We start from the raw sequence: 25,042 nt of genomic DNA, 5'->3' as shown, positions 1-25,042 counted from the left end.
GTGATCTCCTTGGGGATGGAATGGATGCCGCGGCTCAGAGGCGGTCGGCGACCTGACGCATCAGCGAATGATGGCGGCGGACCTGCTCGATCGAGCGCCACGGCTCGCGCTCGCCCTCGTACTCGCTGGAGAGGTAGCCGGTGTAGCCGGCGTCCTTGATCGCACGCAGCACCGGCTCCCAGGGGATCTGCTGATCCTCGAGCGTGTCGTCGATGTCGTGGAACTTGGCCTGGATGAACACGACGTGCTCGGCCACGCTCGCGAAGTCGCCGGGGTCGACCGCGATGCCGTCCATGAACGCCGGGCGCTGCCCGGGAAGCTCGCCCGGCTTCAGAGCGATCGGCCGATCCTGGAAGATGCCGGTGTCGATCAGCAGCCCGAAGTGCTTGGTGCCGGTGCGGGTGATGAGCGCGATGTAGTCCTCGACGACCTCGTGCCTGATCGGCGTCGGCGAGTGGATCTCGGGGCAGATGATCAGATCGAGCTCCTCGGCGAGCGGCAGGCTGCGTTCCACCGCCTCGGACCAGATGGGGTGCGGAACCAGGTCGCTGGAGACCACGCCGATCTTCGGCCGGACGAAGCGGAAGCCGAGCCGATGGGCCAGCCGCAGGTCGCGTTGCAGCGCGGCAGCGCCCTCGTCGATGGACATCTCGTGCGCGTGCGGGCCGCTCGAGTGCAGACGGGTGTCGATCCAGGAGCCGTAGTTGGTCGGTTCCAGGCCGTACCTCTCGAGCAGCCGGAACCACTCGTCCACCCACTCCTGCGCGGGCTCGGGATAGTTCGGGATGTGCGCCTCGCCGAGGATTTCGACCCCGGTCGCGCCGATGTCGGCGATGCCTGCGAGCGCGGTCTCCAGGTCCAGGACGGTGCCGTAGTCGCCCATGAAGCTGTAGAGCGAGACGCCGTACCTGAACGGCGCTCCGTCGGCCTCCGGGGAGAGGGTGACGTGCTTGGTGACCCGGTAGGTGGAGGGCTGATGCTCGACCGGGACGTAGGACATGCGCAGCCGCAGCTCGATCGACACCTCGTGGACGCCGTCGGGGAGCCCGCCTTCGAAGGGCACGGTGACGACGGCGGGCTCTTCCAGCTGCCATCGGACGCCGTCGCTGTCCCAGAGTTCGGCGAGGCTGTAGGTCGTTCCACCGAAGCTCCAGCGCGGGACATCGGCCGCGACATCGACGAGGTCGCCGACGCGCACCGCGATCCCGTCGATCAGGGATGCCGCCATCCCTCGGTAGGAGGGCATCCGGACGCGGAACTGGAAGCCGGTGACCCGTCCTCCCGCACGGACGTTGCGGAAGCCGACGGACTGGATCAGGTCTCGTTCGAGGAGCATGGAGGTCCGCACTCTCTGCCGGTAGGCGGTACCTGCGGTCATCGCAGGGACGGACGGCGCGTCGTCGTGCCGTACTGTCGACGCTACCTCACACTGTCGCTTTCATGCATAAGTGTGCGTGATGCCCACGTAAGAAGATCCGATGCGGTCGGTCAGATCAGCCGCAGCTCCGCGTCGATCGCCGCCGCTGTGCGCAGCAGCGGCGGAAGGTACGCCTCCAGGAGCCTTTCCACCGTGTCTCGGGTAGCGCTCGTGGAGACGTTCAGTGCCGCGATCACGCTGCCGTCCCGGCCGTGCAGCGGTGCCGCGATCGACCGCAGGCCCGGCTCCAGCTCACCGTCGATCACCGCCCAGCCCTGCGCCCGGACACGGTCCAGCTCGCCACGAAGCGCCCCCGGATCGGTGATGGTGCGGTCCGTGAGGGAGGCCAGATCGGATGCCGCGACCGCAGCGTCGGCGGCGGCATCCGGCAGTCCCGCCAGGAGAACCCGGCCCATGCTGGTCGCATACGCCGGAAAGCGCGTTCCGATCGTGATCCGCACGCTCATGATCCGCCGCGTGGGCACGCGCGCGATGTAGACGATGTCGGCGCCGTCCAGCACCGCGGCCGAGACGCTCTCGCCCACCTCTCGGGACAGCGCCTCCAGATGCGGTTGCACGATCTCCGGCAGCGAGAGCGAGGAGAGGTAGCTGAATCCGAGCTCGAGCACGCGTGGCGTGAGCGAGAACGCCCGGTTGCCGCCCGTGATGCCGCCGTTTCCCGAACCGGGCAGCCCGCGGACGTAGCCGAGCGTCTCGAGGGTGAGCAGGAACCGGCGCGCGGCGGCGCGGGTGATCCCGGCGCGCCGCGCGACCTCGCTGAGCGTCAGCTCGGCGTGATCGGCGTCGAACGCGCGGATCACGGACAGACCGCGGGCCAGGGACTGCACGAAATCGCCGGAGTCCGGAGTGCTCATACGCTCGCCCTGTCCCTCCGCCGGCGATCGTGCCGCCCGCTGCTCATGCTCGAGTCGGCCGCTGCGCGCGGTGCCGCCGCGCGCAGCCGGTTCACCGCTCCAGGACGACCGCGAGTCCCTGACCGACGCCGATGCAGATCGCGGCGACCGCGACCCCACCGCCGCGGCGGGCCAGCTCGTGCGCGGCGTGCCCGATGATCCGGCCGCCCGAGGCGCCCAGGGGGTGGCCGATCGCCAGCGCGCCGCCGTGGATGTTGACCCGCTCGGGGTCGAGGTCCGGCCAGCCCTGGATGTCGGCGAGCGACTGCGACGCGAACGCCTCGTTCAGCTCGACGAAGTCGACATCCGCCCACGTCCGGCCCGCCCGAGCGAGGGCCTTGTTGGCGGCCTCGATCGGCGCGAGCGGGAACTGGTCGGGATCCACGCCGTGGGAGGCGCGCCCGGCGATGCGCGCCAGGGGCTCGCCCGGCAGCACGCCGTCGCCGGCGAGCAGCACCGCCGAGGCGCCGTCGTTGATCGGCGAGGAGTTGCCCGCGGTCACCGTTCCGCTGCCATCCTGGGCGAACAGGGGCTTCAGGCCCGCGAGCTTCTCGACGCTGGAGTCGTCACGGATGCCCTCGTCGCGGGCCAGTTCGGCGCCGGGAACCTGCACGATCTCGCCGTCGTAGATGCCGGCGGCCCACGCCGCGGCCGCGAGACGGTGCGAACGCGCGGCGAACTCGTCCTGCGCCTCGCGGGTCAGCCCGACCTGGCGGGCGACCTTCTCGGCGGACTCGCCGTTGCTGATCGTCCAGTCCTTGCGCAGCGCAGGGTTGGTCATCCGCCACCCGATCGAGGTGTTCCACATCGTCGGGTTGCCCACCGCGGGCCACGGCTTGGCCGATTTCTCCACCACGAACGGGGCGCGGCTCATCGACTCCACGCCGCCGGCGAGGATGATGTCCGCATCGCCGGACTCGATCGCCCGCGAGCCCTGGATGACCGCTTCGACCGAAGATGCGCACAGCCGGTTGACCGTGACACCGGTCACGCTCGAGGGGAACCCGGCGAGCAGCGCTCCGAAACGAGCGACGTTGCGGTTGTCCTCGCCGGCCTGGTTGGCATCGCCGAAGATGACGTCCTCGATCCGGGCCGGGTCGATGCCGGTGCGCTCGACGATCGCGCGCATCACCACGGCGGCGAGGTCGTCCGGACGTACACCCGCGAGGGCGCCTCCGGCCCGCCCGAACGGAGTGCGGACGGCGTCGTACACATAGCTGCTCGTCATGTCAGTTCTCCTTCTGGGATGCCTCGGCCGAGGCCTCGGCCAGCGTCAGGCCGGTGAGCTCGGCGAGCGAGGCGACGGTGTTCTCCCCGAACGCCTCGCGCACGGCGAACCCGTCGGCGGTGACGTCGAAGATGGCGTGGTCGGTGTAGACGCGGGTCACGCACCCCACCCCGGTGAGCGGGTACGTGCACTCGGCGACGAGTTTGGACTCGCCCGTCTTGGTCAGCAGGTCGGTCATCACATAGACGGCCTTCGCGCCGATCGCGAGGTCCATGGCGCCGCCGACGGCCGGGATCGCTCCGGGTGCGCCGGTGGACCAGTTCGCGAGGTCGCCGGTCTGGCTCACCTGGAACGCTCCCAGGACGCAGACGTCCAAGTGGCCGCCGCGCATCATCGCGAACGAGTCGGCGTGGTGGAAGTACGCGGCTCCGGGCAGCGCGGTGACAGCCTGCTTGCCGGCGTTGATCAGGTCCGGGTCCACGTGCGCGGCATCCGGTGCCGGGCCCATCCCGAGCAGCCCGTTCTCGGTGTGCAGGATGATCTCCTGGTCATCGGGCAGGAAATTGGCCACGAGCGTGGGCGCCCCGATGCCGAGGTTCACGTACGAGCCCTCGTGGATGTCGGCCGCGATGCGCTGCGCGAGCTCGTTGCGGGTGATCTGGGTGCTCATCGTTCTGCTCCGTTCACTGCGTCGGCCGACGCGTCGGCGATCGGCTCGCCCTCCAGGTCGACGCCGCCGACGAAGGCGCCGTCGTCGAGCCAGAGCCGCTCGCCCACCGCCACGACGCGGTCCACGTAGATGCCGGGGGTGACCACCGCTTCGGGATCGAGGGATCCGAGGGAGACGACCTCATCGACCTGAACGATCGTCGTGGTCGCGGCCGATGCCATGATCGGCCCGAAGTTGCGTGCCGTCTTTCGGTAGATCAGATTCCCCCAGCGATCGGCCTTCAGCGCGCTGACCAGGGCGAAGTCGGCGCGGATGGGGTACTCCAGGACGTAGGCGCGTCCGTCGATGGTCCGCGCCTCCTTGCCCTCGGCCAGCTCGGTGCCGACGCCGGTCGGCGAGAAGAAGCCGCCGATCCCGGCGCCGGCGGCGCGGATCCGCTCGGCGAGGTTGCCCTGCGGGACGATCTCGAGTTCGATCTCGCCCGCGCGGTACAACCCGTCGAAGACCCACGAGTCGTGCTGTCGCGGGAAGGAGCAGATGATCTTGCGGACGCGCCTGGCCGCGAGCAGGGCCGCCAGACCGGTGTCGCCGTTGCCGGCGTTGTTGTTCACGATCGTCAGGTCCCCCGCGCCCGAGGCGATGAGCGCGTCGATCAGCTCGACCGGCTGGCCGGCCCGGCCGAAGCCGCCGATCATGATGGTCGCTCCGTCAGGGATGCCGGAGACCGCGGTCTCGGCATCCGGAACCGTTTTGTCGATCACATGAACTCCTGGTGTTCGCTGTGCGCACGCGTGTGCGCTCTACGTCTATTATAGCGCGGCGGGCTTCCGCTGTCACGGGTGCCGGGCAGGTGGAAGTGGCGGGGCCGGCGTGTGCGTGCCGGCGGTGCGAGTATCGGCAGCGTGCCGGGACGTCGGGGCGGGCGGGCGGCGGGCGGGAGCGTCAGGGCTCGAGGGTGAGTGCAGCCGGGATGGGGACGATATCCTCCCGCAGCTGGATGATCTGCCTCGCGTGCTGGGCGATGCGCACGTCCTCGTCCGACGTGGGCGTCCACTGCCGCACCGGCAGCGCTCGTCCCGCGCGGCCGGGCACGACGAACACGCTCATGCACTGGGTGGTCAGGGACAGCTCGGCCGGCCGACGGGGGTCCGCGCTGGAGACTCGCACGTTGATGTGCATGCTGTGCTCGCCGGTGTACATGAGGCGGGCGTCCACGACCACGAGATCGCCGATGCGGACGGGCGCGAAGAAATGGATGCCGCCGGAATAGACCCCGATCGCTTCGCTGGCCCCGTCACCGTCCTGCGCCCACGCCGCGGCGCACGCGTAGGCGGCCTCGTCGATCCAGCGCATGACCGTGCCGCCGTGTGCGTTGCCGCCCCAGTTCACGGCCTCCGGGGGCACGAGGAACCGCAGCGTCGTGCGCGGAGCACGACCGGCCTCGGTGTATTCCTCGTCGAGCATGAGGCGCTTGATCTGGTCACGGGCCGGCATCCGCTCGAGCGCGGCGGCGGCGAGCCGACGATCGGAGGGCGACGTGGGGACCCACTCCGGCACAGTCGCCGCGGTGCCGTCGGCTCCCTTGGCGACGAAGATCAGGATGCACGTGGTCGCCGGTGTGTACGCGTGGACATTGACGTCGCTGGAGGAGACGGTCACGACGACGTGCATGCTCGTTCGGCCGGTGTGCACGAGGCGAGCCACGACCTCGATGATACTTCCCGGCGGAATGGGCCGCTGATGACGCACGTTGCCGACGTAGGCCGTCACGCAGTACGTCCCCGCCCAGCCCACCGCGCAGGCGTAGCCGGCCTTGTCGATCCACTCCATGACGCTGCCGGCGGCGACCGAACGTCCGCCCGCCGCCGTGTCGCCGGGCTCGCTCATGAACCGCAGCGTGACGCGGTCATCCCGTGCGGCAGCGGCGGTGACGGGGAGCGCGGAGTCCGAGGGGGGCACGGCGCCAGCATAGGCCGAGAGGAACGCCGCGGTGCGGCTGCGGGCTGCGCGGGCACGCGGCTGGCCGGGTGAGTGCGGTGTGCGGCTACGGGCGGGCAGGGTGACGCGGGTGGATGCCCGAGTGGGTATGGCACGCTGGGCGCATGGCCAACTCGCCGTCGGGCGACTCGCTCACCGAGCGCATCGTCCGCATCCTCGAGACGTTCTCGGCGGAGCGCACCGTCCAGACGGCCGCGGAGATCGGGCGCCGTGCTGGACTGCCGTCATCCACTGCGCATCGGCAGGTGGACGCGCTGGTGGCGGCCGGCCTGCTGGAACGCGACGACGATGCCCGCGTGCGTCTGGGCATGCGGCTGTGGGAGCTGGCGCTTCGCGGCTCCGAGGCCCTGCGGCTGCGCCAGGCAGCGATGCCCTTCATGGAGCGCGTGCAGGCGGCGATCCGCGAACACACGCAGCTGGCCGTGCTCGAGCAGGACGAGGCGCTGTTCCTCGAGCGGCTCTCGTCCCCGGATTCCGGAGCCAACATCACCCGGATCGCCGGGCGCCTCCCGCTGCACGCGTCCTCGTCCGGACTCGTGCTGCTCGCCTTCGGCCCCACCGAGCTTCAGGAGCGGGTGCTCGCGGCTCCCCTGTCGCGCGTGTCCGCCGAGACGATCACGGATGCCGCGGCCCTGCGCCGCGCGCTCGCCGCTGTGCGGCGACAGGGGTACGTGATCGCCCCCGGCTCGATCGAGGCTGTCTCGACCGGAGTCGCCGTCCCGGTGCGCGACGGCGCGGGAACGGTTCTGGCGGCACTGTCCGTGGTGCTCCCCCGCGATGCCCCCACCGCCGCGGCACTCGAAGAGCTCCGCGCCGCCGCGGCCGGCATCCGCTCGGCGCTCGCGGCCGACCGGCGCTGACCCGCGGGCGGCTCGCCCGCTCGTTCGCCCGCTCTCCCGTTCACTCGCCCTCGTTCCCTCGCCCTCTCTTGTTCACTTGCCCTGGATGTACGCGAAACGCCGCGCGCGCCGTGCATCCACGACCACCGGATCGGGGTCGTGATCGAGGCGGGGCGCGAAGGACACAGCATCCCGTTCAACGGGAATGCATGCCGTTCGGAGGCGGTGACCGGTCACACTGGGGCGAGGCATCCCATGCGATCCCATCCACCGTCAGAGGAGACGACATGACCGACCCCGTCCGCACCCGCGTCGCCATCATCGGTGCCGGCCCGGCCGGCCTGCTGCTCTCGCACCTGCTCGCGGACGCCGGCATCGACTCGATCGTGCTCGACTCGCGATCGCGGGAAGAGATCGAGACCACCATCCGCGCCGGCATCCTCGAGCAGGGGACCGTCGAGATCCTCGACGAGTCGGGTGCCTCGGATCGCGTGCGCACGGTCGGGCACCGCCACGACGGCATCGAGCTGCGCTTCGCCGGCGAGGGGCACCGGATCGACTTCGCCGACCTGGTCGGCCGCGGCGTGTGGCTCTATCCGCAGCACGAGGTGCTCAAGGACCTGATCGCCGTGCGCCTGGCGGCGGGTCAGGACATCCGCTTCGGGGTCGCCGCCGACCGGGTCGACGGCGCCGAGAGCGACCGTCCCCGTGTGATGGCGACGGATGCCGCGGGCCGGGCGATCGAGATCGAGGCGGAGTTCGTGGTGGGCGCCGACGGATCGCGCAGCGTCGCGCGCGCGGCAGTGACCGGCTCCTCTACGGGTGGGTACTTCCGCGAGTATCCGTTCGCGTGGTTCGGCATCCTCACCGAAGCGCCGCCCAGCGCACCGGAGCTCATCTACAGCAACTCGCCGCACGGCTTCGCCCTCATCAGCCAGCGCAGCGCGACGGTGCAGCGGATGTACCTGCAGTGCGACCCGGACCTGGATCCGAATTCGATGAGCGATCGGCAGATCTGGGACGCGCTGCAGGCCAGCGTGGACGGGCACGATCTTGTGGAGGGTCCGATCTTTCAGCGCGACGTGCTGCGGTTCCGCAGCTTCGTCGCCCATCAGCTGCTGCGCGGGCGCGTGGCCCTGATCGGGGATGCGGCGCACACGGTTCCGCCGACCGGCGCGAAGGGGATGAACCTCGCGGTGGCCGACGTCGTCCTCCTGGACAAGGCGCTGCGGGCGCTGCTGCTCGAGAACGACTCACGACTGTTGGAGGCCTTCCCGGAGAAGGCGCTGGATCGCATCTGGAAGGCCCAGCACTTCTCCTGGTGGATGACGAGCATGCTGCACGTCGCGCCGGATGCCTCCGACTTCGACCGCCTCCGGCAGCTCGGCGAGCTGCGCACCGTCGTGGAGTCCGAGTCGGGCCGTCGCTACCTCGCCGAGGCGTACACCGGCTGGCCGCTCGCCGGCCGCTGACCCGCGGCGCCTCCCGGCCCGCGAGAGTGCACGTCCCGGCCCGCGAGAGTGCGTTTCGCGCTCGCCAGGTTGCGCCCTGCTGCGCGCGCACGCACCCTCGGCAGCCGCAACACGCACCCTCGGCAACCGCAACACGCACCCTCGGCAGCCGAGCGCCGAGGAGCGCCTTACAGCTCGTCGGCGAAGACCTCGCTCGCGATGCGGTACGCCGTGTTGGCGGCGGGGACGCCGGAGTAGATCGCGCTCTGCAGGATCACTTCCTTGATCTCGTCGAGGCTCAGCCCGTTGCGGCGGGCGGCACGCAGGTGCATCGCGAGCTCCTCGTGATGCCCGTGCGCGATCAGCGAGGTCAGCACCGCGATCGACCGCGACCGGCGGTCCAGACCGGGGCGGGACCACACGTCGCCCCAGGCGACCCGGGTGATGAAGTCCTGCCACTCCGCGGTCATCGCATTCGCGCCGGCCGTCGAGCGGTCGACGTGCTCGTCCGAGAGCACCTCCCGGCGCACCACCATGCCCTGGTCGTAGCGCTCCTGATCGGAGAGTCCTTCGCCTGCGGGTCTCATGATGCCTTCCTGACGAACTCCAGCAGCGCGGCCGCGACTGCCTCCGGCTGTTCCGCGGGCGGCAGGTGAGCGGCATCCGCGATGGAAACGATCGTGCCGTGCCGAACGCCCGCGGCGATCTCGGTGGACTTCGCCTCGGGCGCCACGGCGTCGTGCTCACCCCACATCGCGAGAATCGGGATCTCGATGCGGCTCAGCCGATCGCGCACGTCGTACGCCGCGAGGGCTTCGCAGCACAGCGCGTAGCTCTCGTCGTCGGCATCCTGCAGCGCGTGCAGCAGCCGCCCGGACAGCTCGGGCCGCCGTGCGATCGAGTCCGGCGCGAACCACCGCTGCGCCGAGCCCATGATCACGCTCGAGGTCGACTGCGCGCGCACCTGCGCAGCGCGCTCGTGCCATCCCGTCGCGTCCCCGAGCTGAGCCCCGGACGCGATGATCGCGGCACGGCGCACCAGCGACGGATGCCGCAGCGCCAGGGCGAGGCCGACCGCTCCGCCGAGCGAGACGCCGGCGTAGCCGAACGGCTCGCCGGTCCCGGCGGCGACCGCATCGGCAAGCTCCTCGACGGTGAACGGCTCGGATGCCGCGGGCGAGGCGCCGTGACCGGGCAGGTCCCAGGCGGTGACGCGGTAATCCGTCGCAAGCAGCGGGAGCACGTCCTCCCAGAGGATCGTGGACGTGCCCAGCGACGGTCCGAGCACCACGAGGGGCGCACCGGCCGGACCCACGGGCGTGGTGAAGGAGACGGTGGGAACGGTCACGGGCGGGGGCCCTCCTCGAAAGCGTCGGTGGCGTCAGGCGCGCGCCGCAGCGCGGCGTCCGCGAGTGCGGGCGCCAGGCCGAGATAGCGTGCGGGGTCGACGAGCTCGTCGACATCCAGTGCGGATGCCTCGGGCAGGGCTCGCAGGAGTCCCGCCAGGTCACCGCCGGCCGCGGCGTCGACGATGAGCGAGTCGAATCTGGCCTTGCCGATCAGCGGCACGAGGACGATCCCGAGCCGTTCGCTGACGATGAGCCCGTTCGTGAGGTCCAGGTTCTCGCGGGCGCGACCGGCGTCGAGGGACAGACCCGCGGCCAGGTGCGCGGCGCGGGCGGAGGCGCCCAGCGTCAGACGCAGCAGTTCCTGCAGGGCGGGCCACTCGGCGTGCCAGGCGCCGTCGGGACGTTCGTCCACGGCCAGTCCGGCGGCCAGGTGCAGCTGGGCGGCGAGCCCGGGGGCGCGCATGGCGGCGGAGCGGAGCAGGACGGCATCCACCGGGTTCTGCTTCTGCGGCATCGCGGACGAGCCGCCGCCTTCGGCGACGGCCGCTTCGGCCACCTCGGTGCGGGCCATGCCGGCGATGTCCGAGCCGAACATCCCGACCGCGGCGACCACGGCGGCCAGCGCATCGCCGAGCTCGGTGACCGGCCAGCGGTCGGTGTGCCAGGGGGCCGCCGGCGCCTGGAGTCCGAGCTCGTGGGCGTACCGTGCCGGCAGATCGGCTGCGGCGGCGGCGCCGAAGCGCTCGACGAAGGCGGCGAGCGTGCCACCGGCACCGCCCAGCTGAGCCGGGAGGCGGGAGGCGGCCTCGTCCAGGCGGTGGCGCGCGCGGTCCACCGCACGCAGCCAGTTGGCCGCCTTCAGCCCCAGGGTCGTGGGCACGCCGTGCTGGGTGAGCGTGCGTGCGGCCGCGGGGTCGTCGCGGTGGGCGCGGACCAGCCTCGCCAGCGCGTCGGCTGTCTGCGACAGGCTCTCCGCGACGGCTACTGCCACGTCGCGTCCCACGGTCATCAGCGCGGAGTCGAGGATGTCCTGACTCGTCGCGCCGACGTGCACCCAGGCCGCGGCATCCTGATCGTGCTGCGCCACGCTCGCCTTGATCAGGGGAATCAGCGGAATGACCGGGTTGCCCCCGGCGACCGAGTCCCGGGCGAGCCGGCCGAGGTCGATCGCCGGCGGGTTCCGCCGCACCCCGTCCACCGCGATGCCGGCGGCCTGCGGCGCGAGGCCCGCAGCGACCAGCGCGCGCGTGAGGGCGAGTTCGGCGCCGACGAGGTGTGCCAGCACGACACGATCGGATGCCGCATCCCCCGCCCCGATCAAGACCGGGGAGAGCAGTCCGACGTCGTCCGCCGAGGTCGTCGCGCCGTCGGCGGGCGGCGCCGCGAGCGACTCGGCGGACGATGGGTCAGAAGGCAAGGAAGACGGTCTCCTTCTCGCCCTGCAGCCGGATGTCGTGCCGCAGGTACCCCTCCGGGGTGCGCGTTGCGATGAGCGTAGCGCGCTCCTCCGGCGTGAGCGAGGACAGCAGCGGGTCGGCATCGAGCAGCTCGGGGTTCTCGGGCAGGTAGATGCGCGTGTGCAGTTTGTCCGGCATCCCCCGCGCGAACACGACGACCGCGAAGAACGGCGCCTTGCCGTCGATCGGGCCGGGGTTGCGCGTCCAGAACTCGAAACCGCCCTCGTCCGTGGTCGCGGAGCGGCCGAACCCGGTGAAGGTGTGGTCATCGCGACGGCGCGAGCCACGGCCGCGCGGCACTCGGCCGTCGGAGTCGGCGCCGAAGATCTCCACGATCGCGTCGGGGATGGGCGCGCCGTCCCCGTCGTACAGCGTGCCGCCCAGCACGATCGCGCCGGCGCTGTGCGGGAAGGCGACCTCGTGCTTCTTGTCGTAGTCCAGGCCGAACGCGAAGAACGGCCCGATCGTCTGACCGGGGGTGGCCTGATGCGTCTTGGGCTGGGTGGGTGCGGGCATCAGTGCTCTCCCTCAGGTTCGAACCAGGTCGCGTCCGGGCCGTCGACGACGATGTCCCACCGGTAGCCCATCGAGAACTCCGGGACGGTGAGATCGTGGTCGTACGCGCCGATGAGGCGGTCGCGGTCGGCCTGGCGCGGGATGGTGTTGTAGATCGGGTCCAGGGCGAACAGCGGGTCGCCGGGGAAGTACATCTGCGTGATGATCCGCTGCGTGAACGCGCTGCCGAACACCGAGAAGTGGATGTGCGCGGGGCGCCACGCGTTGACGTGGTTCTTCCACGGGTACGGTCCCGGCTTGATGGTGGTGAACTTCCACTCGCCGTTGTCGTTGGTCACGATGCGTCCGGCGCCGGTGAAGTACGGGTCCAGCGGCGCGGGGTGCTGGTCGCGCTGGTGGATGTAGCGGCCCGCGGCGTTGGCCTGCCAGATCTCGATGAGCTGGTTGCGCACCGGTCGGCCCCACGAGTCCAGCAGGCGCCCTTCGACGGTGATGCGCTCGCCCTGCGGCTCGCCGCGGTGCTGCAGCGTCAGGTCGGCCTCGATGGCCGCGACGTCGCGCTGCCCGTAGGCCGGCGAGAACAGCTCGATGGTCTCGGGATCGACGAGCTTGAGGTCCTTGGTGGGGTGACGCAGCAGGCTGGAGCGATACGGCGGGAAGTCGTGCAGGGTGGCCCGCAGCTCCTCGCCGGACTCGTCGCGGCGCGCGTACTCGGCGTGCAGCTGTGCGATCTCTTCGTTGATCTGGCGCTGCGAGGGCATGTCGGCCGAGGCGAGCAGCGACTCGGGCGCCGCAGCGGTCGGTTCGATGATCACCGAGGACGAGAATGCCTCGCCAATCGGGTCCGGACGGGTGATGGTCATGGGGTCTCCTTCGACGCGCGCTCGTTCCGGAGCACGCAGATCAAGCGTCCCATCCGGCCGGACCGCCGACCGCACCGACTCCCACTCAGTGGGAGTCGCGCAGGTCGCGGCTCAGATCCTTCGCCGCCTGCACCACCAGGCCGCCCAGGCGACGCTCGTCCGCGCTCTCCAGGTGCACCACGATGCCGATCGCCGCGGGCGGCAGCGCCTCGGTCGGGGGCAGCGCTGCGGCCACCGATACGTTCCCCAGCGTCATCTCCTCACGGGTCGTGGCGTAGCCCCGCGTGCGGGTCCGGGACAGGTCCGCCCGCAGCGCCTCCTCCGAGGTGATCGACAGCATCGTCTCGCGCCGCAGCGGCACGGAGAAGAACCGCGCGAGCCATGCTTCGTCACGCGTGGCCAGCAGAGCCTTGCCGACGCCGGTGGCGTGCAGCGGATGCCGGCCGCCCATCCGACTCAGCGTCGGAATCGACCCCTTGCCGGTGACTCGGCCCACGTACAGCGCGGTCGCCGCCTCCGGCGTCGGGGCGTCCAGGACCGCCAGGTGCACGTTCTCGCCGGTGGCTTCGTAGAGGCGCAGCATGTGCGGCAGCGCGGTCTCGCGCAGCCGGAGCGAGAGCGGAGACAGCTCGCCGAGCTCCCACAGCCGGGCGCCGATGGTGTACCGGTGACCCGGTGCCCTGGCGAGCAGGCCGAACTCGATCAGCTGCGCCATCAGGCGATGCAGGGTGGAGGGCGCCAGGCCGGTGCGCTCGGCGAGCTGGGTGGCCGACAGCGACGGTTCCGCTTCGCTGAAGCACTGCAGCACGCGCATCGCGCGGGTCAGCACGCCCTCACCGCTGTCGCTCATGAAACGCCTCCTCGCCGAGGCTAACCGACGCGCTCCGATTCGGCGGACCGGCCTCGGCCGGCCCGGTGCCATCCCCTGCAGCGGCAAAAGACCGGGGCGATCCGCGTTTCCGCGGACCGCCCCGGTCCCGTCATCGATTCAGCTCAGCGGACGTTGCTCATCCGAAGACGTCGGCGTTGGCGTAGCCCTTGCCGTTGTACTTCTGGACGATCACCTGCGAAACGGCAGGCTTCCCGTCGACCGTGGTGTCGATGACCGATCCTTCGAGCATGAACGGCGCGGAGAAGTCCTGGATGCTCATCAGCGCTTCCATGAAGGACTCGCGGGTGGGCTCTTCCATCTTCATGAACGCCTGCTCCAGCGTCGCGCCGGCGATCCAGCTCCACACGCAGTGCGGGAAGGCGGGCACGCCCTCCTGGTTCGTGTACTCATCGATGGCCGCGAGGAACGCCTTGCCCTCTTCGCTCTCCTGGAAGGCCGGGCTGGCCGCCGACTCGGAGAACGCCACCGTGTAGACGCCGGGGAAAGCCTCCGCGTGGACGTCGGGCTGCTGGAGGATGCCACCGGGGCTGGAGGTGTTCGAGGGCAGGAACCAGCTGGGCAGCCAGCCGAGCTCCTCGGTCTTCTTCAGCGCCGAGATGACCAGCGGGGTGATCGACATCGCGTTGAAGAACACGTCCGCCCCGCTGGAAGCGAGCTCGGTGAGCTGGGCGTCCACCGAGGTGTCCGTGGCCTCGTAGGTGAGCTCCTCGACGATCTCGATGTTGGACGCACCCTCGATGGCCTCCTTGAAGCCCTCGACGTAGCCGTCGCCGTAGTCGTCGTTCTGCGAGAGGATCGCGACCTTGTGGTCTTCACCGGACTCGGCGAGCAGTTCGCCGAACGCGCCACCCTCCTGCTGGTAGATCGGGACGAAGCCGATCTGCTCGGGGCTTTCCTCGCGATCGCTGAACAGCGGGTCACCTGCCATGACGAGCACCTGCGGCACGCCCTCATCGATGGCCGCATCGCGCCAGGCGCGGTTGGTCGGCGTGCCCAGCCCGACGCCGGCGGCGAACACACCGTCCGAGACCATCTGCTGGAAGTTCGTCAGCGCCTTCTGCGGGTCGTACCCGTCGTCGTACGCCTTGATCTCGATGGTGCGCGTCTTGCCGTCACCGAATTCGATGCCGCCCTCGTCGTTCTTCACGCCGAAGTACGCCAGGGCGCCGTCGACGGTGCAGTTGCCGGGTCCGGCCGTGCCGCCGGTGAGCGGGCTGGTGATGCCGAACGTCAGACTCGTGTCGGTGATGCCGGGGCTCGCCTCGGCGGGTCCCTCGCTGGCGTCTCCGCCGTCGCTGGCGCCGCCGCGCGCGCAGCCTGCGGCCAGAACGGCGACGATGCCGATTCCGGCGACGACCGAGGTGATCCGCACCTTCTTCCGGAGTGTGCTCATGTGTCCTGCCTCTTTTCTTGTGACTGTGTGGGTGTGGGGGGAGTGGATGGATCCGACGTCACGCTGGGCGCCACGGTCGCCGCCGCGGTGTTCTGCTGTTCCGGCGCTGCGCCGGCAGGGTTGCCGTTGTGGCCGTTGCTCTTCTTGCGACGCCACAGTCGCGGCAGCGACACCAGTCCACGCGGCAGGACGAACAGGATCACGAGCAGGATGACACCCTGCAGCACGGCGGTCAGGCTCGAGTCGATGGCGTTGGTCACCTGCGGGGCCAGGACGTAGTACGCCCCGCCCAGCAGCGAGCCGACGATGCTGCCGGCGCCGCCGATGACCATCGCCGCAAGCAGCGTGATCGAGTGGCCGAAGCTCATCGTCTCGGGCGAGGTGTACTGCACCACGACCATGTAGAGGAAGCCGCTGACCCCGCCGATGAGCGATGCGATCGTGAACGCCAGCACCTTGTAGCGGTACGGCGAGATCCCCATCGACGAGGCGACCGCCTCGTTGCCCTTGACGATCGCGAAGGCACGCCCGTACTTGCCGCGTACGAGGTTGCGCGTGAGCAGGAATACGACCGCCGCGACTGCGATCACGATGTACAGCTGCCACTGGTCGTCCGCCAGACCGGTCCCCTCCGGCGCGCCGGAGAACCGCGCGGAGGTGCCCTGCGACCCGCCGGTGACTTCGGAGAGTCGCTTGGCGAGCGGAACACCGACGATCGGCAGCGCGATGGTGACCATCGCGATCGCCAGGCCGCCCAGCCGGGCCGCGGCCAGAGCGATCACCAGGCCGAAGATGCCCGGGATGAGCGCGGCCAGAACGAACACGAGTGCGATGTTCCAGTCGTTGTTCACCCCGTAGGCGGTGACATACGCGCCCACGCCGACGAAGAAGATCTGGCCGAGCGAGACCTGCCCGGTGTACCCCATCACCACGTTCAGCCCCAGCACCGCCACGGCGAAGACGCCGATGCGCGCGAGCGTCTGGTTGACGAAGACCGGGAAGATCAGCGGCGCGATCACGAGGATCACCACGATCAGCAGTACGCCGACCCACCGCACCCACGGCTTGCTCATGAATCCTGCTGCCTGGGCCATCACACTCGCACCACATCTTTCCGGCCGAACAGGCCCTGGGGGCGCACGAAGAGTACGACGAAGATCAGGATGAACGGCACGGCGATCTTGAGATCATGACCGATCAGAGGAACGTACACGGCGGCGAGGTTCTCCAGGACGCCGATCAACCAGGCGGCGATCACCACACCCAGCGGGCTGGACATTCCGCCCAGGATGACCGCGGCCAGCGCGTACACCAGCGCGGAATCCATCATGCCGGGTGTGAGCGTCAGCGACGGGGCGATCAGCGCACCGGCGATCGCGCCGAGCGCTGCCGCCAGTCCCCAGCCGACCATGAGCAGGCGCCCGACCGGCAGACCCGAGAACGCCGCCGACTGCGGGTTGACCGCCACGGCGCGCAGGGCCAGGCCGAGCTTGGTGCCGATGAACAGCAGCTGCAGCAGGATCATGATCCCCACGATCACCAAGGTCGTACCGATCGAACGGATGCTGACCACGGCGCCGAGGATGTTGACGCTCTGCAACGGGAACAGTGAAGGGAACTGGAGGTTGTTGAAGCTCCAGATCCATCCGGCGATGCCGGTGATCAGCGTCAGCAGGCCGATCGTGACCACGACCGCGGTATCCGGATCGCCGCGCTCGAACCGCCGCATCAGGAAGCGCTCGACCAGCGCTCCGAAGATGAACGAGGCGAGCACCGCGAGGAGGATCGCGATCACCAGCGGCACGCCGATCCGCAGGAACGAGTAGGCGAAGTAGGCGGACAGGACCGCCATCGCCCCCTGCGCGAAGTTGATCAGTCCGGTGGCCTGGTTGACCAGCACGATCGCCAGCGCGAGGGCAGCGTAGATCGAGCCGGCGGACAGGCCGTCGATGACCAGTTGAATGAAAGTGCCCATCGGTCAGCCTCCCAGATAGGCGCGTCGGATCTCGTCCATGCCCTTGAGCTCGGTCGAGGTGCCGGTCAGAACGCTGCGGCCGGTCTCCAGGACCGTCGCAGTGTCGACCAGGGTGAAGGCGAGATTCGCGTTCTGCTCGACGACGAGCATGGCGATCCCGGACTCTCGGCGAAGTCGGCCGATCGCCTGATAAACGTTCTTGGCGGTGCTCGGAGCCAGCCCGAGCGATGCTTCGTCCAGCAGCATCAGCCGCGGCTTGGCCATCACTGCGCGGGCGACCGCGAGCATCTGCTGCTCCCCTCCCGAGAGGGCGGAGCCGTGCGAACGGATCCGCTCCTTGAGATTGGGGAACAGGTCCAGGCAGTACTCGATGTCCGCCTCGATGCCCTTGCGGTCCTTGCGCAGGTAGGCGCCGACGCGCAGGTTCTCACGCACCGTGAGGTCCGCCAGCGTCCCGCGGCCCTCCGGCACGTGGGCGATCCCGAGAGCCGCGACGCGGTCCGGACGCATTCCCCGGATGTCCTTGCCGTCGAACATGATCTGCCCGCCCGCGCGCACGGTGCCGCTGATGGCGCGCAGCGTGGTCGTCTTGCCGGCACCGTTGGCGCCGAGGATGCCCACGGCACCTTCGTCGGGGACGGAGAGCGATACGCCTTCCAGGACCTGGACAGGTCCGTAGAACGCGGTCACATCGGTGAGCTCAAGCAGCGTCATCCGCGGCCTCCTTGCCGATGTAGGCCTCGATGACACGCGGGTCGGACTGTGCTTCCGCCGCTGTGCCTTCCATGAGCTTGCGACCGTGGTCGAGGACGACCACGCGGTCGGTCAGCGCGGCGATGAGACCCATGTGGTGTTCGACGATGACCACCGTGATGTCCTCCTCGTTGCGCAGTCGTTTGATGGAGGCGATGAACTGCTCGACCTCCGAGTGCGGCAGTCCGGCAGCGGGCTCGTCCAGCAGCAGCAGCTTCGGCTTGGACAGGAGTGCGCGGCACAGCTCGATGCCCTTGTGCAGCCCATGCGACAGCTCGTCCGCGTGCAGGTTCGCCGCCCAGCCCAGGCCGTTGCGCTCGAGCAGATCGCGCGCCTCGGTGCGCAGGCTCTTCTCGGACCGCGAGGTGCGCGGCAGTCGCAGCGACCACTCCACGGGTCCGCCCGGCAGCCGGGTGTGCGCGCCGAGCAGCACGTTCTCCAGCACGGTCGCGTGTAGCTGCAGCGCGGGGTGCTGGAAAGTGCGCGCCAGGCCATGCCCGGCCAGCGCCGACGGCTGCGCGCCGGCGACGTCGGTCTCATCGATCATGATCGATCCCGACGAGGGCTTGTAGTGCCCGCTGATGCAGTTGAACAGCGACGTCTTGCCCGCGCCGTTCGGCCCGACGAGGCCGAAGATCGCGCCGGGTTCGACGTCGAAGCTCACCTCTTCGAGCACCTTGATACCACCGAAACGCAGCGAAACGTCTTTCAGCTTCAATCGCGCGGCCATTCGCCACCTCTCCCCGATCGCCCCATTGCTCGGGATGTAAAGCGATCTTTCACCACATGGAACGTTATGGATCGCGGACGAGATTGTCAACGATTTTGGAACGAGTTTCGAAATCGTGATGAATCCGCCGCTTAAAGGCTATTCCGGCCGCGGAAACACGCCGGGACCGGTTCCGTTCAATGGAACCGAGAATAAGATGACAGCCGGGCCGCATCGTGCGGCGACGCGCTCGATGAGGAGTAACAGTGGCACGGGCATCCGATGGCGAATCCGTCCTGTCCAAGCACCTTCGCGTGCTGGGCGCGTTCGAGGCGGCCGTCCCGTTCCTGACGCTGACCGAGATCGGGGAGCGCGCCGGGCTGGCACCCTCGACGGCGCACCGGATCGTGGGCGAACTCGAACGCGAGGGACTGCTGGAACGGCTGCCCGACCGCACCTACCGCCTGGGCGTGCGGCTGTGGGAACTGGCCTGCCGCACCCCCGGCGCGCTGGGCCTGAGGGAGCTCGCCCGCCCGTATCTGCAGGCCGTCCATGCGCGCGTGCGCCAGCACACGCAACTCGGTGTCCTCAGCGACACGGCGGTGCTGTTCCTGGATCGGCTCTCGGCGCGCGATGCCGTGGTCAACGCGACACTCATCGGCGGGCGGATCCCGCTGCACGCCTCCTCGAGCGGTCTGGTCCTGCTCGCGCATTCGGGTCAGGCGGTGGTGGATGCCGTCCTGGGCGCCCCGATGCGCCGCTACACCCCGCGCACCATCCGGACAGCCGCGGAGCTGTACGCGAAGCTGCGCCGGGTGCGCGCGGACGGTTGGGCGGTGTGCGACGGGCACATCCATCCGGAATCGAGGGGCATCGCGGTGCCCGTGTACGGCGCGCACGAGGACGTCATCGCGGCCATCGGCGTGGTGGTGCCCAATGACAGCACTCCACCACTCGGGCACATCGAACTGCTGACCCGGGCGTCGCGCGAGATCACCGTCGCCATGCGGGCGGCGTACCTGCCGACCGGACACCCCGCCGCGACTCCCGGCGGCCGCTTCCGGCCGCTGGTGACCTCTTCGGTGCGATCGATGGAGTACCTCGAATCGATCTCCGCGGGGGTCGCTCCGTAACGCCGGGACACGTCAGCGCGGCCGTCCGCACCCAGGAACTAGGGTTGTCCGCATGTCTGTGAACCCCCCGTTCCGCGCCGATATCGTCGGCAGTTTCCTGCGTCCCGAGGCCGTCAAAGCCGCTCGCGCGCGCCATGCCGCCGGCGAACTGGATGCCGCGGGCCTCCGTCTCGTCGAAGACGAGGCGATCAGCGCGCTGGTTGCTCGCGAGGCCGCCGCCGGCCTGAAGGTCGCCACCGATGGCGAGTTCCGTCGCTCATGGTGGCATTTCGACTTCTTCGGGATGCTGGAGGGCGTCAGTGTGGTCGAGCTCGACCACGGCATCCAGTTCCAGGGTGTCCAGACCCGCCCGCTCGGGCTGCACATCGACGGCGCCGTCGGCTTCCCCACCGACCACCCCATGATCGAGCACTTCCGGGCCCTCAAGCCGATCGCCGACGCCGCCGGGGTCGTGGCGAAGTTCACCATTCCCGCTCCGACGGTGCTGGATTTCCGGCTCGAGCGCGACGCGCTGCAGGGCTCGGTGTACTCCGGACACGACGACATCCTCGAGGACCTCGCTGCCACCTACCGCGGCGCCGTACAGGCCTTCTACGACGCCGGCTGTCGTTACCTGCAGTTCGACGACACCGCGTGGGCGTACCTCTGCTCGGACGTGGAGCTGGCCAAGGCCGCCGAACGCGGCATCCGCACCGATCATCTCGCCGAGCGCTATGCCTCGCTGATCAACGCCTCGCTGCGAGACAAGCCCGCCGACATGGTGATCACCACGCACGTGTGCCGCGGGAACTTCCGCTCGACGTGGATCTCGTCGGGTGGCTACGAGCCGGTCGCCGAGCAGCTGCTGGGCGAGACGGCGTACGACGGCTACTTCCTGGAGTACGACAGCGAGCGCGCCGGCGGATTCGAGCCGCTGCGGTTCCTGCCCAAGGGCGACAAGGTCGTCGAGCTCGGCCTGGTCACCACGAAGTCCGGTGCGCTGGAGAACCCCGACGAGCTGAAGCGCCGCATCGACGAGGCCGCGAAGATCGCGCCGCTGGAGCAGCTGGCACTCAGCCCCCAGTGCGGCTTCGCCTCCACGGAGGAGGGCAACGTCCTGACCGAGGCAGAGCAGTGGGCCAAGATCGAGGAGACCGTCGCGCTGGCGGCCGAGGTGTGGCCTGACGCGTAGCCGACCGCCGCGCAGCATGGCGAAGGCCCGGGATGACCGCGGCCCTTCGTCATACGGTCCGTCGCTCACGCAGGTGAAGCGCACCGCCGTCGGGCGGAGCCTGCGTCTCAGGAGCGCGGAATCTGCGCGTTCTCCGCAGCGATGGCGTGCAGCCAAGCGATCGTGCCGTCGGTCATCGGGTGCGGCGCATCGAGCGACCGCAGGAGCTCGCGCGCCTCGATCATCTCGGCCTCTCGGCGCACGGCGTGCTTGGTCGTCCCGTCGATGAGGTGATCCACCGCGGCGCGGTCCGGTGCGCCGAGTTCGGACGCGATCTGACCGATCAGCCACTCCTGCGCACCGAAGAGCTCGGCGGCGGTGACGCTCTCGACGACCACCGCGGCCAGGCCCTTCATGAACACGCTCCGCAGCAGCTTGAGCCGCGCCGCCGCTCCGGGTTCCGCGCCGACCTCGGTCGCCGGGATGCGCAGGTCGTGCAGCACCGGCTGCAGCCGTGCGACGCCCGAGCCGCTGAGCAGCAGCGGAGTGTCGATGCGAGCCCGGGGCACCGGTGCCATGATCGCGACGTCCACGAAGGGGATGCCCCGCTCGGCCGCCATGGCGGCCAGGCGCTGCTTGTCGGCCGGGCCGCTGGTGTTCATGTCGGCGTAGACGCCGGTGGGAACCATCGCCGGAAGCGCGTCCTCGAGGGCGGATGCGGCGGAGCTCGCGCCGACCAGGCTGAGCACGATGTCGGCTCCGCGTACCGCCCCGGGGATGTCGGCCGCACGGAGCACGTCGGTCGGAGCGATCCAGTCGCGCACATCGATCCCGATCACCGACGCCCCGCGCGCGGGCAGGTCGGTGGCGTAGATGCTCCCTGCTTCACCCAGTCCCAGAACCGCGATGCGCATACTGACCTCCCGCTGGCGGGCATTCGCCTCTATATTGTTGACAATAGTGGTTGGAGCTCGCGTTGTGGCCACGGCTGAGCCGAAGGAGACTCGATGTCGACGATCGCCGAGGACGAGGGCTCCGCCCCCGATACATCCGAACAGCGGGTGACGGACATCATCCGCGGCGCCATCGTGCGGGGCGAGTACGCCCCCAACCAGCGACTGATCGAGGCCGATCTCAGCGATACCTTCGGGGCCAGCCGCGCGACGGTGCGCACGGCCCTGCTGGAGCTGGCCAACGAAGGACTGGTCGAGCGGCTCCCCAACCGGGGTTCCCGGGTCCGCGCGATCTCGGTCGACGAGGCGATCGAGATCCTCGAGGTCCGCATCGGGGTGGAGGGACTGTGCTCCGCCAAGACCGCCGCCTCGGTCACCGACGACGAGATCCAGGAGTTCCTGCGCCTCCGCGAGGACCTGATCGACGCGGTCGCCGACGGCGACCTGGTGGAGTACTCCCGGCTGAACCAGCGGCTGGACGAGCGCGTCCGCGTTCTGAGCAGACACGCGACAGCCGCCGAGGTGCTCGCCCGCCTGCACGCGCAGAGCGTGCGTCACCAGTTCAAGCTCTCGTCGCGTCCGCAGCGCGCGAAGGTCTCGGTGCTCGAGCACGCCGCGATCATCGATGCGATCGTCGCCCGCGACCCCGGAGCCGCGGAGCAGGCCGTGCGTGCGCACCTGCTGAGCGTCATCGGAGCCCTACGCGAGATCGCCTGAGCTCCCCGCTCCGCGCTCCCCGCTCCCCGACCGCGAGACTGCATAGGCGCCTCGAGACAGAGGAGATCTCCCCCAGTCTCGTAGTGCCCATGCAGTCTCGCGGGAAGGCAGTCTCGCGGGAAGGCGGACTCGCGCGAAGGCGGTCTCGCGGGCAGAGCAGCGCGCGGGCGCGCGCGTCAGCTCTTGCGGTAGTTCTCCCGGGCGAACGCGGAGTACGGCGCCGGCTGCACGGTCGCGCGCATCGACACCTGCCGGTGCTTCTCGACCGCGGGCTTGTGCGAGTTCGGCTCCTCGCCCCAGATCACCTCGACCTCGGTGCCGGGAGTCGCGTACTCGTTGTCGATGCTCGCGAGCGAGACGAAGGCATGCTCGTTCGTGATGTAGCCCACGTCGTGCGAGATCCCCACGTCTCTGCCGTCGACGAGCACCCGGTCCAGCTGGTGCTGTCCGTAGCGGGCCTTGGGGAAGTCGATGTACTTGACCGGCAGCCCCGGCTCCAGCAGCGACTGCGCAGCCGATGCGACGTCCTCCGGGTTCCAGACCAGCGTCACCTTCTGGCGCGTCTGCGCGGCGGCGTGGCGCTCGAGTGCCGCACGGCCGATGAAGTCGTGGTCGAAGGCGACGCTGCGGCCGTAGCCGATGTCGTAGGGCGTGATGTAGTAGTCCTCGATGTCCTCGGAGTTCAGGCTCCCGGCGAGCGACCCGGTGCGGGTGACCGGCAGCCACTCGCGGTACGCCTGCGTGCCCTCGCCGCTGAAGATCGCCGGAAGCGGCGACGGCACCCACGCCGACTCGAGGTTCGCCGAGGAGTACGCCTTGGATCCGACCAGGACCAGGTCCAGGTCGGCGCCAGCCGCGATCAGAGCCGCGCGCACCCGTTCGCCGTCGGCCCACGGGCCGAACAGCTCGAAGCCGGGCTGGCCCGCCATGCCGTGGCGCAGCGAGCGCACCTCGACGCCGTCGATCGTGAACGTCGTCATGCCGAAGAACCTCGTCGCGGGCACCTCGGCGCTGGTGACCTTCTCCATCAGCGCGAGCGCGTTCGGGCCCTGCAGCTCGTAGCGGTACAGCTTCGGGTCGCCCTCGCGGACGATCGAGCTGGCGTCGCGCTCGAAGGACACGTCATAGTCGCCGGTCTCGCCGTGGTACTGCACCCAGTCCAGCACCATGTGCCATCCGACCAGGTCGAACGACTGCTCGGCGAGGTAGAACAGGATGGCGTCGCCGATCAGGTAGCCCTCGTGGTTGACCGCGATGAACTGCTTGGCCTGATCGATCTGGAATTTCGCGAAGCTGTTGACCCCGACATCCGAGAGGAGCCGGAGGGCGTCCGGACCGGTGATGAACAGGTCCGTCATGTGATGGGACTGATCCAGCAGCGCGACCGAGGTGCGCCAGGACTGCTGCTCGGAGCGCCAGTTGCTGAATTCGGGTGTCACCGGGAACACGGTGGGGCGCGCCTGTGCATTGCGCAGCAGGTCAACGGCACTGCCGGCGCGGGTGATGGCTTGCGCGAGTGACTCGGGCATGGAGACTCCTTCGTTCCTTGAGGCTTCCATGCTATGCACCAGCGCATATCGGACATACGATCTTGCATAAGCAGTGGTTATGCAAGCGAAAGGATGCCTTACCCGGCGCCCGGTGGACCTCAACCTGATCCGAGTTTTCGTGGCGGTGTACGAGACCCGCAGCCTCACCACCGCTGCGGCGCGACTGTATGTGACGCAGCCGGCGGTGAGCCAGGCGCTGGGCCGGCTCCGACGGGACCTCAACGACCCCCTCTTCCGCCGGGTGGGACGCACGATGGAACCCACGCCGATGGCGGTCGGGCTGTTCCCCGGATTCCGGGACGGCATCGCCGGCATCGATCGCACGGTCGACGGCGCCATCGGATTCGACCCTGCCCGGTCGCGCCGCCGGTCGCGGATCGCCCTGTCGGAGCTCGGCGAGATCGGCTACTTCCCCTCCATCCTCCGTGCCGTCCGCTCCGCCGCGCCGCATCTGCGCGTGGAGGCGGTGCCGCTGGATGTCCAGGCGCTGCCGGACTGGCTCTCGCAGGGCACGATCGACCTGGCCGTCACGTCCTCCCCGGTGGCGGGCGGCTTCGAGCATGCTGTGCTCAAATCCCAGGCCTACGGCGTGCTCATGTCGCGCGATCATCCGCTGGCCGCCGCGACGGACGGCATCACCCTGGCCGACTACCTCGCCGCCGACCAGGTGGTCGTCGCGGGCGACTCCGGGCTGCCGCGGCTGGAGTCCGCATTCCGCAGGGCAGGCGCCGTGCTGCGCTCGGACGTCGTGCTCAACCACTTCGCCTCGCTGCCGCCGCTGCTGGCGACCAGCCCGGACCTGCTGGCCACCGTGCCGGACACGATCGCCGCCGGTTGGGCGCAGAGCTGGCCGCTGGTGGTCCAGCCGCTGCCACTGGACATGCAGGCCGTGGAGGTGTGCCTCTACCGTCGCACGACCACCCAGCAGTTGGGCGCCCTGGACTGGCTCTACGAGACCGTCGAACGGGCCGTGCGCGGCACCCACGGCGAGTTCTTCGCGATCCACGGTGCGGCTCGCGCCGCCGCCCGTCCGTCCTGAGCGCGGGATTCCGTTCAACGGAATGTGGCTTCGAGCCGCTCCGGCGCGCGCGTAGCGTCCCTGGAGGGGCGGCGCC

Annotated in this window: 25 protein-coding genes; 6 read left to right on the top strand and 19 right to left on the bottom strand. The window is 69.9% G+C overall.

Annotated features, from left to right (window positions below; genetic code table 11):
• Positions 1-34: 34 nt before the first annotated feature.
• From NQ152_RS05405 to NQ152_RS05380, 6 genes are all read right to left on the bottom strand, one after another.
• Positions 35-1,336 carry a sugar phosphate isomerase/epimerase gene (locus NQ152_RS05405; protein WP_257523273.1) on the bottom strand — a complete coding sequence of 434 codons (1,302 nt, stop codon included), beginning with the start codon at positions 1,334-1,336 and terminating at the stop codon, positions 35-37.
• A 152-nt stretch (positions 1,337-1,488) separates the two neighbouring features.
• Complete coding sequence (locus NQ152_RS05400) at positions 1,489-2,292, bottom strand: IclR family transcriptional regulator C-terminal domain-containing protein (protein WP_257523272.1); 804 nt, start codon at positions 2,290-2,292, stop codon at positions 1,489-1,491.
• A 91-nt stretch (positions 2,293-2,383) separates the two neighbouring features.
• The gene (locus NQ152_RS05395; protein ID WP_257501189.1) at positions 2,384-3,559 is read right to left on the bottom strand and encodes a thiolase family protein; all 1,176 of its coding nucleotides are present in this window, start codon (positions 3,557-3,559) and stop codon (positions 2,384-2,386) included.
• Position 3,560: 1 nt separating this feature from the next.
• A complete protein-coding gene (locus NQ152_RS05390) occupies positions 3,561-4,229 on the bottom strand; it encodes a 3-oxoacid CoA-transferase subunit B (RefSeq protein ID WP_257501188.1) in 669 nt (222 codons plus the stop codon).
• The gene (locus tag NQ152_RS05385) at positions 4,226-4,990 is read right to left on the bottom strand and encodes a 3-oxoacid CoA-transferase subunit A (protein ID WP_257501187.1); all 765 of its coding nucleotides are present in this window, start codon (positions 4,988-4,990) and stop codon (positions 4,226-4,228) included. Before NQ152_RS05385 ends, NQ152_RS05390 begins: the two co-directional genes overlap by 4 nt.
• 181 nt (positions 4,991-5,171) lie before the next feature.
• On the bottom strand, positions 5,172-6,188 hold the full coding sequence (locus tag NQ152_RS05380; RefSeq protein WP_257523271.1) for a hotdog domain-containing protein: 1,017 nt from the start codon (positions 6,186-6,188) through the stop codon (positions 5,172-5,174).
• 143 nt (positions 6,189-6,331) lie between these two features.
• On the opposite strand from NQ152_RS05380, the gene NQ152_RS05375 reads away from it, so the two are divergent.
• Positions 6,332-7,087, top strand: a complete 756-nt coding sequence (locus NQ152_RS05375; RefSeq protein ID WP_257523270.1) for an IclR family transcriptional regulator — start codon at positions 6,332-6,334, stop codon at positions 7,085-7,087.
• A 266-nt stretch (positions 7,088-7,353) separates the two neighbouring features.
• Positions 7,354-8,538: a 4-hydroxybenzoate 3-monooxygenase gene (locus NQ152_RS05370; protein ID WP_257523269.1), complete on the top strand. Its 1,185-nt coding sequence runs from the start codon at positions 7,354-7,356 to the stop codon at positions 8,536-8,538.
• Between the two features lie 167 nt (positions 8,539-8,705).
• Here NQ152_RS05370 and pcaC read toward each other — a convergent pair whose 3' ends face one another.
• The 11 genes from pcaC to NQ152_RS05315 form a co-directional block, all read right to left on the bottom strand.
• On the bottom strand, positions 8,706-9,104 hold the full coding sequence (gene pcaC, locus NQ152_RS05365; RefSeq protein WP_257523268.1) for a 4-carboxymuconolactone decarboxylase: 399 nt from the start codon (positions 9,102-9,104) through the stop codon (positions 8,706-8,708).
• Positions 9,101-9,865: an alpha/beta hydrolase gene (locus NQ152_RS05360; RefSeq protein ID WP_257523267.1), complete on the bottom strand. Its 765-nt coding sequence runs from the start codon at positions 9,863-9,865 to the stop codon at positions 9,101-9,103. The genes pcaC and NQ152_RS05360 overlap by 4 nt, the downstream gene beginning before the upstream one ends.
• Positions 9,862-11,283, bottom strand: coding sequence for a lyase family protein (locus NQ152_RS05355; protein ID WP_257523266.1), 1,422 nt, complete (start codon positions 11,281-11,283; stop codon positions 9,862-9,864). Before NQ152_RS05355 ends, NQ152_RS05360 begins: the two co-directional genes overlap by 4 nt.
• Complete coding sequence (gene pcaG / locus NQ152_RS05350; RefSeq protein ID WP_257501180.1) at positions 11,273-11,839, bottom strand: protocatechuate 3,4-dioxygenase subunit alpha; 567 nt, start codon at positions 11,837-11,839, stop codon at positions 11,273-11,275. The genes NQ152_RS05355 and pcaG overlap by 11 nt, the downstream gene beginning before the upstream one ends.
• Positions 11,839-12,702: a protocatechuate 3,4-dioxygenase subunit beta gene (pcaH, locus tag NQ152_RS05345; RefSeq protein WP_257501179.1), complete on the bottom strand. Its 864-nt coding sequence runs from the start codon at positions 12,700-12,702 to the stop codon at positions 11,839-11,841. The genes pcaG and pcaH overlap by 1 nt, the downstream gene beginning before the upstream one ends.
• Before the next feature lie 85 nt (positions 12,703-12,787).
• A complete protein-coding gene (locus tag NQ152_RS05340) occupies positions 12,788-13,552 on the bottom strand; it encodes an IclR family transcriptional regulator (RefSeq protein ID WP_257523265.1) in 765 nt (254 codons plus the stop codon).
• Positions 13,553-13,709: 157 nt separating this feature from the next.
• Positions 13,710-14,987 (bottom strand): ABC transporter substrate-binding protein, encoded by a 1,278-nt coding sequence (locus tag NQ152_RS05335; RefSeq protein WP_257501177.1) that lies wholly within the window; start codon positions 14,985-14,987, stop codon positions 13,710-13,712.
• Positions 14,984-16,060: a branched-chain amino acid ABC transporter permease gene (locus NQ152_RS05330; protein WP_257501176.1), complete on the bottom strand. Its 1,077-nt coding sequence runs from the start codon at positions 16,058-16,060 to the stop codon at positions 14,984-14,986. Before NQ152_RS05330 ends, NQ152_RS05335 begins: the two co-directional genes overlap by 4 nt.
• A gap of 20 nt (positions 16,061-16,080) precedes the next feature.
• A complete protein-coding gene (locus NQ152_RS05325) occupies positions 16,081-16,962 on the bottom strand; it encodes a branched-chain amino acid ABC transporter permease (protein ID WP_257501175.1) in 882 nt (293 codons plus the stop codon).
• Positions 16,963-16,965: 3 nt separating this feature from the next.
• Entirely contained in the window at positions 16,966-17,676 is a 711-nt protein-coding gene (locus NQ152_RS05320) for an ABC transporter ATP-binding protein (RefSeq protein WP_257501174.1), read from the bottom strand.
• Positions 17,663-18,445 carry an ABC transporter ATP-binding protein gene (locus NQ152_RS05315; protein WP_257501173.1) on the bottom strand — a complete coding sequence of 261 codons (783 nt, stop codon included), beginning with the start codon at positions 18,443-18,445 and terminating at the stop codon, positions 17,663-17,665. The genes NQ152_RS05320 and NQ152_RS05315 overlap by 14 nt, the downstream gene beginning before the upstream one ends.
• Before the next feature lie 245 nt (positions 18,446-18,690).
• Here NQ152_RS05315 and NQ152_RS05310 point away from each other — a divergent pair, with 245 nt between their 5' ends.
• Together NQ152_RS05310 and NQ152_RS05305 are read left to right on the top strand one after the other, a co-directional pair.
• Positions 18,691-19,557 carry an IclR family transcriptional regulator gene (locus NQ152_RS05310; RefSeq protein ID WP_257501172.1) on the top strand — a complete coding sequence of 289 codons (867 nt, stop codon included), beginning with the start codon at positions 18,691-18,693 and terminating at the stop codon, positions 19,555-19,557.
• Between the two features lie 52 nt (positions 19,558-19,609).
• Positions 19,610-20,728 (top strand): 5-methyltetrahydropteroyltriglutamate--homocysteine S-methyltransferase, encoded by a 1,119-nt coding sequence (locus tag NQ152_RS05305; RefSeq protein WP_257501171.1) that lies wholly within the window; start codon positions 19,610-19,612, stop codon positions 20,726-20,728.
• 107 nt (positions 20,729-20,835) lie between these two features.
• On the opposite strand, the gene NQ152_RS05300 is transcribed toward NQ152_RS05305, so the two are convergent.
• Positions 20,836-21,621 carry an NAD(P)-dependent oxidoreductase gene (locus tag NQ152_RS05300; protein ID WP_257501170.1) on the bottom strand — a complete coding sequence of 262 codons (786 nt, stop codon included), beginning with the start codon at positions 21,619-21,621 and terminating at the stop codon, positions 20,836-20,838.
• 93 nt (positions 21,622-21,714) lie between these two features.
• Here NQ152_RS05300 and NQ152_RS05295 point away from each other — a divergent pair, with 93 nt between their 5' ends.
• Positions 21,715-22,377 carry a GntR family transcriptional regulator gene (locus tag NQ152_RS05295; RefSeq protein ID WP_257523264.1) on the top strand — a complete coding sequence of 221 codons (663 nt, stop codon included), beginning with the start codon at positions 21,715-21,717 and terminating at the stop codon, positions 22,375-22,377.
• A 176-nt stretch (positions 22,378-22,553) separates the two neighbouring features.
• On the opposite strand, the gene NQ152_RS05290 is transcribed toward NQ152_RS05295, so the two are convergent.
• Complete coding sequence (locus tag NQ152_RS05290) at positions 22,554-23,906, bottom strand: aminomethyl transferase family protein (protein WP_257523263.1); 1,353 nt, start codon at positions 23,904-23,906, stop codon at positions 22,554-22,556.
• Positions 23,907-24,018: 112 nt separating this feature from the next.
• Between NQ152_RS05290 and NQ152_RS05285 the strand changes: the two genes are divergently transcribed.
• The gene (locus NQ152_RS05285; RefSeq protein WP_257523262.1) at positions 24,019-24,966 is read left to right on the top strand and encodes a LysR family transcriptional regulator; all 948 of its coding nucleotides are present in this window, start codon (positions 24,019-24,021) and stop codon (positions 24,964-24,966) included.
• The last annotated feature ends 76 nt before the right edge of the window (positions 24,967-25,042 follow it).

Origin of the sequence: Microbacterium sp. zg.B48, assembly GCF_024623505.1 — a bacterium.
Classification (GTDB): domain Bacteria; phylum Actinomycetota; class Actinomycetes; order Actinomycetales; family Microbacteriaceae; genus Microbacterium.
Note: the sequence above shows the minus strand (reverse complement) of the source record. Positions and strands in the feature narration are given on the sequence as shown.